5 protein-coding genes, 1 rRNA gene and 1 pseudogene are annotated in these 6,443 nt (G+C 70.4%); 3 read left to right on the top strand and 4 right to left on the bottom strand.

The window, feature by feature from the left end; genetic code table 11:
* Positions 1-549, top strand: a 549-nt coding sequence (locus ACWEPF_RS39315; protein ID WP_452176446.1) for an HAD-IC family P-type ATPase, incomplete at its 5' end; no start/stop codon positions are given.
* 62 nt (positions 550-611) lie between these two features.
* Here ACWEPF_RS39315 and ACWEPF_RS39320 read toward each other — a convergent pair.
* The 3 genes from ACWEPF_RS39320 to recD2 form a co-directional block, all read right to left on the bottom strand.
* Positions 612-1,331 carry an SDR family NAD(P)-dependent oxidoreductase gene (locus tag ACWEPF_RS39320; RefSeq protein WP_345288530.1) on the bottom strand — a complete coding sequence of 240 codons (720 nt, stop codon included), beginning with the start codon at positions 1,329-1,331 and terminating at the stop codon, positions 612-614.
* Positions 1,332-1,814: 483 nt separating this feature from the next.
* Complete coding sequence (locus ACWEPF_RS39325) at positions 1,815-3,104, bottom strand: citrate synthase (RefSeq protein ID WP_345288528.1); 1,290 nt, start codon at positions 3,102-3,104, stop codon at positions 1,815-1,817.
* 224 nt (positions 3,105-3,328) lie between these two features.
* Positions 3,329-5,569: an SF1B family DNA helicase RecD2 gene (gene recD2 / locus ACWEPF_RS39330; protein WP_452176447.1), complete on the bottom strand. Its 2,241-nt coding sequence runs from the start codon at positions 5,567-5,569 to the stop codon at positions 3,329-3,331.
* A gap of 91 nt (positions 5,570-5,660) precedes the next feature.
* Here recD2 and ACWEPF_RS39335 point away from each other — a divergent pair, with 91 nt between their 5' ends.
* Together ACWEPF_RS39335 and ACWEPF_RS39340 are read left to right on the top strand one after the other, a co-directional pair.
* Positions 5,661-6,119, top strand: coding sequence for an N-acetyltransferase family protein (locus tag ACWEPF_RS39335; RefSeq protein WP_449798938.1), 459 nt, complete (start codon positions 5,661-5,663; stop codon positions 6,117-6,119).
* A 116-nt stretch (positions 6,120-6,235) separates the two neighbouring features.
* Positions 6,236-6,319 (top strand): annotated as a pseudogene (locus tag ACWEPF_RS39340) (mycothiol transferase); the annotation flags it as partial.
* Between the two features lie 54 nt (positions 6,320-6,373).
* Here ACWEPF_RS39340 and rrf read toward each other — a convergent pair.
* A 5S ribosomal RNA gene (gene rrf, locus ACWEPF_RS39345) occupies positions 6,374-6,443 on the bottom strand; the annotation flags it as partial.

Genomic DNA, 6,443 nt, shown 5'->3' on the forward strand with positions numbered 1-6,443 from the left:
ACCTCAGCGGTGCCCGCCCGATGCCGGTCGACGTCCTCGACGCGGTGGTGCTCGCCCTCGGCGTGGCACCCCGGGACAGCGCCCGCTGGGCCGCGCGCCAAGGCCGTCGCCACCGAGGTCGGCATCGATGCCGAGGACGTGATCGCCGAGGTCCTCCCCGAGGACAAGGTCGCCGCCGTGCGCAGGCTGCAGGAGGAGGGCCGCTCGGTCGCCATGGTCGGCGACGGGGTCAACGACGCCGCCGCCCTCGCCCAGGCCGACCTCGGCCTCGCCATGGGCACCGGCACCGACGCCGCCATCGAGGCCGGCGACCTCACCCTGGTCCGCGGCGACCTGCGCTCGGCCGCCGACGCCATCCGGCTCTCCCGCCGCACCCTGGCCACCATCAAGGGCAACCTCTTCTGGGCCTTCGCCTACAACGTCGCCGCCATCCCGCTGGCCGCCGCCGGACTGCTCAACCCGGTGGTCGCCGGGGCCACCATGGCCTTCTCCTCGGTCTTCGTGGTCACCAACAGCCTGCGCCTGCGGCGTTTCGACGCGGCCCGCTGACCGGGAGCCGACGCAGCGTCAGGGCCCGGGACGGACAGACCGTCCCGGGCCCTGACGGCGTCTCAGCGGCCGAGCAGCTCCCCGCCGTTGCAGTGCAGGATCTCGCCGGTGATGAAGCCCGCCTCCCGGGAGGCCAGGAAGTAGACCGCCGCCGCGACCTCGCCGGACTCGCCGATCCGCCCCAGCAGCGTGCGGGCCGCCCGGCGGGAGACCTCCGCCTCGTCGAGGCGGGGGCCGAAGAACTCGGTGCCCGAGACGGTGCCCGGGGCCACGATGTTGGCCGTGATGCCGGAGGTGCCGAGCTGGGCGGCCAGGAAGTGGTTCCAGGCGTGCAGGGAGGCCTTGGCGGCCCCGTACGAGCCGGCCCCGCGCAGGGCGGCGATCGAGCTGACCGTCACCACCCGGCCGCTGCCCTGGGTGAACCGGTCGCGGAGCGACTCGGTGAGCAGCACCACGGTGAGCACGTTCCGCTCGAAGTCCCCGCGCCAGCGGGCCAGCAGCGCGTGCGGGCCGCCGCCGATCACGGTCTCCCGGCTGCCGGCGTTGTTCACCAGCACGTCCACCTGGGCCGGCAGCGCGTCCAGCGCGTGCTCCACCGCGTCCGGGTCGGCCAGGTCGCAGACCAGCGGGGAGACGTTCGGGCCGAGGTCGGAGGCGGCTCTCTCCAGGACCTCCCGGCGGCGGCCGACGATCACGACCCGCTCGCCGGCCTCGGCGAAACGGCGGGCCACCTCGTACCCGATGCCGGTGCCACCGCCCGTGACGACGACGTTCCTGGCCATCTGCGCACTCCCTCCCTGCTCCGGCCACCGCAGCTGAGGGCGCGGCGGTCCGTCCCGGAATGGGTCGATTCCTATCACGCTCGGTTGCGGCGACTGTGGGGAGGGTGACGTAGCCCGTCTGAGATGGTGTGGTATGTGCCGTGTACCGGCCATGCACCCGGTCATGCACGGAGCGTGGAGAGAGCCAACTCACACCCCCTCCCCGTAACTTTGCGACCCCGGACACGTCTTACCTTTGTAGTACGACGGCTCCGGCCGTCGGGACGGGGCTCCGGCGGGCCCCGGTACGGCTGCCGAACCGTTTCGGCGGCCTCGCGCACGACGCCGGGGAGCGGTAACGGGCTCGGAACGCTTTGAGCGGCCGTTCCGGGCCCACCAGGACCGCCCCCGGGCGTCGTGCGCCGCGGGAACGCGGAAGGGCCCGGCTGCCAGTGGCAGCCGGGCCCTTCCGCGTCAGTGGGGCGCCCGTGAGGACCTCCCGGGTCAGCGACCCTCGAGCTTCACGTAGTCGCGGATCTCCACGCCGGTGTAGATCTGACGCGGACGGCCGATGCGGCTGCCCGGGTCGTTGATCATCTCGTGCCAGTGGGCGATCCAGCCCGGAAGCCGGCCGAGGGCGAACAGCACGGTGAACATGCTGGTCGGGAAGCCCATGGCGCGGTAGATCAGGCCGGTGTAGAAGTCCACGTTCGGGTAGAGCTTGCGCGAGACGAAGAAGTCGTCCTTGAGCGCGTGCTCCTCCAGCTTGAGCGCGATCTCCAGCAGCTCGTCGGACTTGCCGAGCTGGCCGAGCACCTCGTGCGCCAGGATCTTGACCTGGGCGGCACGCGGGTCGAACGCCTTGTACACGCGGTGACCGAAGCCCATGAGCTTCACGCCGTCCTCGCGGTTCTTCACCTTGCGGATGAAGGTGTCGACGTCGCCGCCGGTCTTCTGGATCTCCTCCAGCATCTCCAGCACCGCCTGGTTGGCGCCGCCGTGCAGCGGGCCCCAGAGGGCCGAGATGCCCGCCGAGATGGAGGCGAACTGGTTGGCGTGGCTGGAGCCCACCAGACGGACCGTGGAGGTCGAGCAGTTCTGCTCGTGGTCCGCGTGCAGGATCAGCAGCTTGTCCAGCGCGTTGACGATGACCGGGTTGATCTCGTAGTCCTCGGCGGGGACCGCGAAGGTCATCCGGAGGAAGTTCTCGACGTAGCTCAGGTCGTTGCGCGGGTAGACGAACGGCTGGCCGACCGACTTCTTGTACGCGTACGCGGCGATGGTCGGGAGCTTGGCGAGCAGCCGGACCGTCGACAGGTGGCGCTGGCCGGCGTCGAACGGGTTGTGGCTGTCCTGGTAGAAGGTGGACAGCGCGCCGACCACCGACGACAGCATCGCCATCGGGTGGGCGTCCCGCGGGAAGCCCTGGTAGAAGCGCTTGACGTCCTCGTGCAGCAGGGTGTGCTGGGTGATCTCGTTGCTGAACTCCGCCAGCTGCTCGGTGGTCGGCAGCTCACCGTTGATCAGCAGGTACGCGGTCTCGATGAAGCTGCCCTGCTCGGCCAGCTGCTCGATCGGGTAGCCGCGGTAGCGCAGGATGCCGTTGTCGCCGTCCACGAAGGTGATCGCGGACTTGTAGGCGGCGGTGTTGCCGAAGCCGTTGTCCAGGGTGACCAGGCCGGTCTGCGGGAGCAGCTTCGAGATGTCGAAGCCGGCGTTGCCCGCAGTGCTCTCGACGACGGGGTACTCGTACTCGCCGTCCTGGTACCGCAGTACTACCGAGTTGTCGCTCACGTCTTCCTCACCGACGAAATGAATCCTCATCCAAGGTGCCCTGACTGACTCTACGATCCACCATCGGGCCGATCACCGTGCACCCGGGGTGGGCCGGAAAGGCCCTGCACCTACAAAAGCTGTCGCCCCACCCGGTATGAACCGGACAAGATCGGCACAGACTAGGTTCCGCCGTAAATCTCTTCACGTCAAGACAACCCATCAGGTCGGAGCGGCCCCGCCGATCAGCCGACCGCCAGCCGGTGGTCCAGCGCGGAGTGCCTGCGACCTGCGCTGACGGCCCGGACCGCCTGGGCTATCGCTCTGCGTGATCCGACCAGCACCACCAGTTTCTTCGCACGCGTCACGGCGGTGTAGAGCAGGTTCCGCTGGAGCATCGTCCACGCCGAGGTGGTGACCGGAATCACCACCGCCGGGTACTCGCTCCCCTGCGAACGGTGGATCGTCACAGCGTAGGCGTGGGACAACTCGTCGAGCTCCGAGAACTCGTACGGCACCTCCTCGTCCTCGTCCGTGCGCACCGTCAGCCGCTGCTCCTCCACGTTGAGGTCCGTCACCACCCCGACGGTGCCGTTGAAGACCCCGTTCCGGCCCTTCTCGTAGTTGTTGCGAATCTGGGTGACCTTGTCACCTACGCGGAAGGTCCGCCCGCCGAACCGGCGCTCCGGCAGACCGTCGCGCGCCGGAGTGACCGCCGCCTGGAGGAGCGTGTTCAGCGCCCCCGCGCCGGCCGGGCCCCGGTGCATCGGCGCCAGCACCTGGACGTCCCGCCGGGCGTCCAGACCGAACCGCTGGGGGATCCGCCGGGCCACCACGTCCACCGTCAACCCGGCCGCCGCCTCGGTGTCCTCCTCCGCGAACAGGAAGAAGTCCGGCAGCCCGTCGGTGATCGGCGGCAACCCCTCGTTGATCCGGTGCGCGTTGGTCACCACACCCGACTGCTGGGCCTGCCGGAAGATCCTGGTCAACCGCACCGAGGGCACCGGGCTCTCCGGCGCCAGCATGTCCCGCAGCACCTCCCCCGCCCCGACCGAGGGCAGCTGGTCCACGTCCCCCACCAGCAGCAGGTGCGCCCCGGGGGCCACCGCCTTCACCAGCTTGTTCGCCAGGATCAGGTCCAGCATCGAGGCCTCGTCCACCACCACCAGGTCGGCGTCCAACGGCCGGTCACGGTCGTACGCCGCGTCCCCGCCCGGCCTCAGCTCCAACAGCCGGTGCACCGTGGACGCCTCGGCCCCCGTCAGCTCCGCCAGCCGCTTCGCCGCCCGCCCCGTCGGCGCCGCCAGCACCACCTTGGCCCGCTTCGCGAGCGCCAGCATCACGATCGAGCGCACCGTGAACGACTTCCCGCACCCCGGCCCACCCGTCAGCACCGCCACCCGCTCGGTCAGCGCCAGCTTCACCGACTCGCGCTGCTCCGGCGCCAGCTCGGCCCCCGTCCGCTGCGCCAGCCACCCCAGGGCCGCCTCCCAGTCCACCCCCTGGAAGGCCTGCAGGCGGTCGACGTCAGCCGTCAGCAGCCGCCGCAGCTGGTTCGCCAGCGACACCTCGGCCCGGTGGAACGGCACCAGGTACACCGCCGTCACCGGCTCCCCCGCCTCCCCCGGCACCTGCTCCCGCACCACCCCCTCCGCCGCCACCAACTCGGCCAGGCAGTCGATCACCAGACCGACGTCCACCTGCAGCAGCTTCACCCCGTCCGCGATCAACCGCTCCTCGGGCAGGTAGCAGTGCCCCTGGTCACTGCTCTGCGAGAGTGCGTACTGCAGCCCCGCCTTCACCCGCTCCGGGCTGTCGTGCGGGATCCCCACCGCCTGCGCGATCCGGTCCGCCGTCAGGAAGCCGATGCCCCACACGTCCGAGGCCAGCCGGTACGGCTCCTTCTGCACCACCTCGGTGGAGGCGTCCCCGTACTGCTTGTAGATCCGCACCGCCAGGGAGGTCGACACCCCCACCGTCTGCAGGAAGACCATCACCTCCTTGATGGCCTTCTGCTCCTCCCAGGCCGCCGCGATCATCTTCGTCCGCTTCGGCCCCAGCCCCGGGACCTCGATCAGCCGCTTCGGCTCGTTCTCGATCACCTCCAGGGTCTCCACCCCGAAGGCCGTCACGATCCGCTCCGCGAACCGCGGCCCGATCCCCTTGATCAGCCCCGACCCCAGGTACCGCTGGATGCCCTGCACCGTGGCCGGCAGCACCGTCGTGTAGTTCTCCACCATGAACTGCCGCCCGTACTGCGGGTGCGAGCCCCACCGCCCGAACATCCGCAGCGACTCCCCCGGCTGCGCCCCCAGCAAAGCCCCCACCACCGTCAGCAGGTCGTGCTGCCCCCGCCCGGTGTCGACCCGGGCCACGGTGTACCCGGTCTCCTCGTTGGCGTACGTGATCCGCTCCAACACGCCCTCCACCTGGGCGAGCTGACGCTGCGGCGACTGCGCGGACTGCTGCGCGGGCTGAGTACCCATCGGGCTGCCCCCTCGGATCGGTGACCGTGCGCTACGCACCGTACCGCCTCCCGGTGACAGTCCGTACCGGATCCGTCCTATCCTCACGATCATGACCGACAAGCTGACGATCCGTCCGGCCACCGAGGCCGACCTCCCCGCCATCGTGGCCCTGCTCGCCGACGACCCCCTCGGCGCCGCCCGCGAATCCCCCGACGACCTCACCCCCTACCTCGCCGCGTACCGCCTGATCGCCGACGACCCGAACCAGCACCTGGTCGTCGCCGAACTCGCCGGCCAGGTCCTCGGCACCCTCCAACTCACCGTCATCCCCGGCCTCTCCCGCCGAGGCTCCACCCGCACCCTGATCGAAGCCGTCCGCGTCCACGCCGACGCCCGCGGCACCGGCCTCGGCACCACCCTCGTCGAATGGGCCGTCGACCGCTCCCGCACCCTCGGCGCCGAACTCGTCCAACTCACCTCCGACGCCACCCGCACCGACGCCCACCGCTTCTACGAACGCCTCGGCTTCACCGCCTCCCACCTCGGCTTCAAACTGGCCCTCGGATGAGCGCCCCCGCCTTCGCGACCGACACCGAACGCGACGCCCTCAACGGCTTCCTCGACAAGCAGCGCACCACCCTGCTCCGCAAACTCGACGGCCTCACCGACGCGCAGGCCCGCCACCTCCCCATGATCGAGGAGACCGCCCGGCACGCCGGCCACGCCGACATCATCCGGGAGACGCTGGACGGTCGGACGGGAATCTGACCGGAAATGCGAAAAGGCCCCCCGGCTAAGCCGGGAGGCCTTTTCTGAATGATTGTTCGGCGGCGTCCTACTCTCCCACAGGGTCCCCCCTGCAGTACCATCGGCGCTGTGAGGCTTAGCTTCC

The organism is Kitasatospora sp. NPDC004289, assembly GCF_053602875.1.

What these genes read in the sequence shown, in the direction of transcription:
- recD2 (WP_452176447.1), bottom strand. Translation starts at nt 5,569, where the DNA reads ATGGGTACTCAGCCCGCGCAGCAGTCCGCGCAGTCGCCGCAGCGTCAG.
- ACWEPF_RS39335 (WP_449798938.1), top strand. Translation starts at nt 5,661, where the DNA reads ATGACCGACAAGCTGACGATCCGTCCGGCCACCGAGGCCGACCTCCCC.
- ACWEPF_RS39320 (WP_345288530.1), bottom strand. Translation starts at nt 1,331, where the DNA reads ATGGCCAGGAACGTCGTCGTCACGGGCGGTGGCACCGGCATCGGGTAC.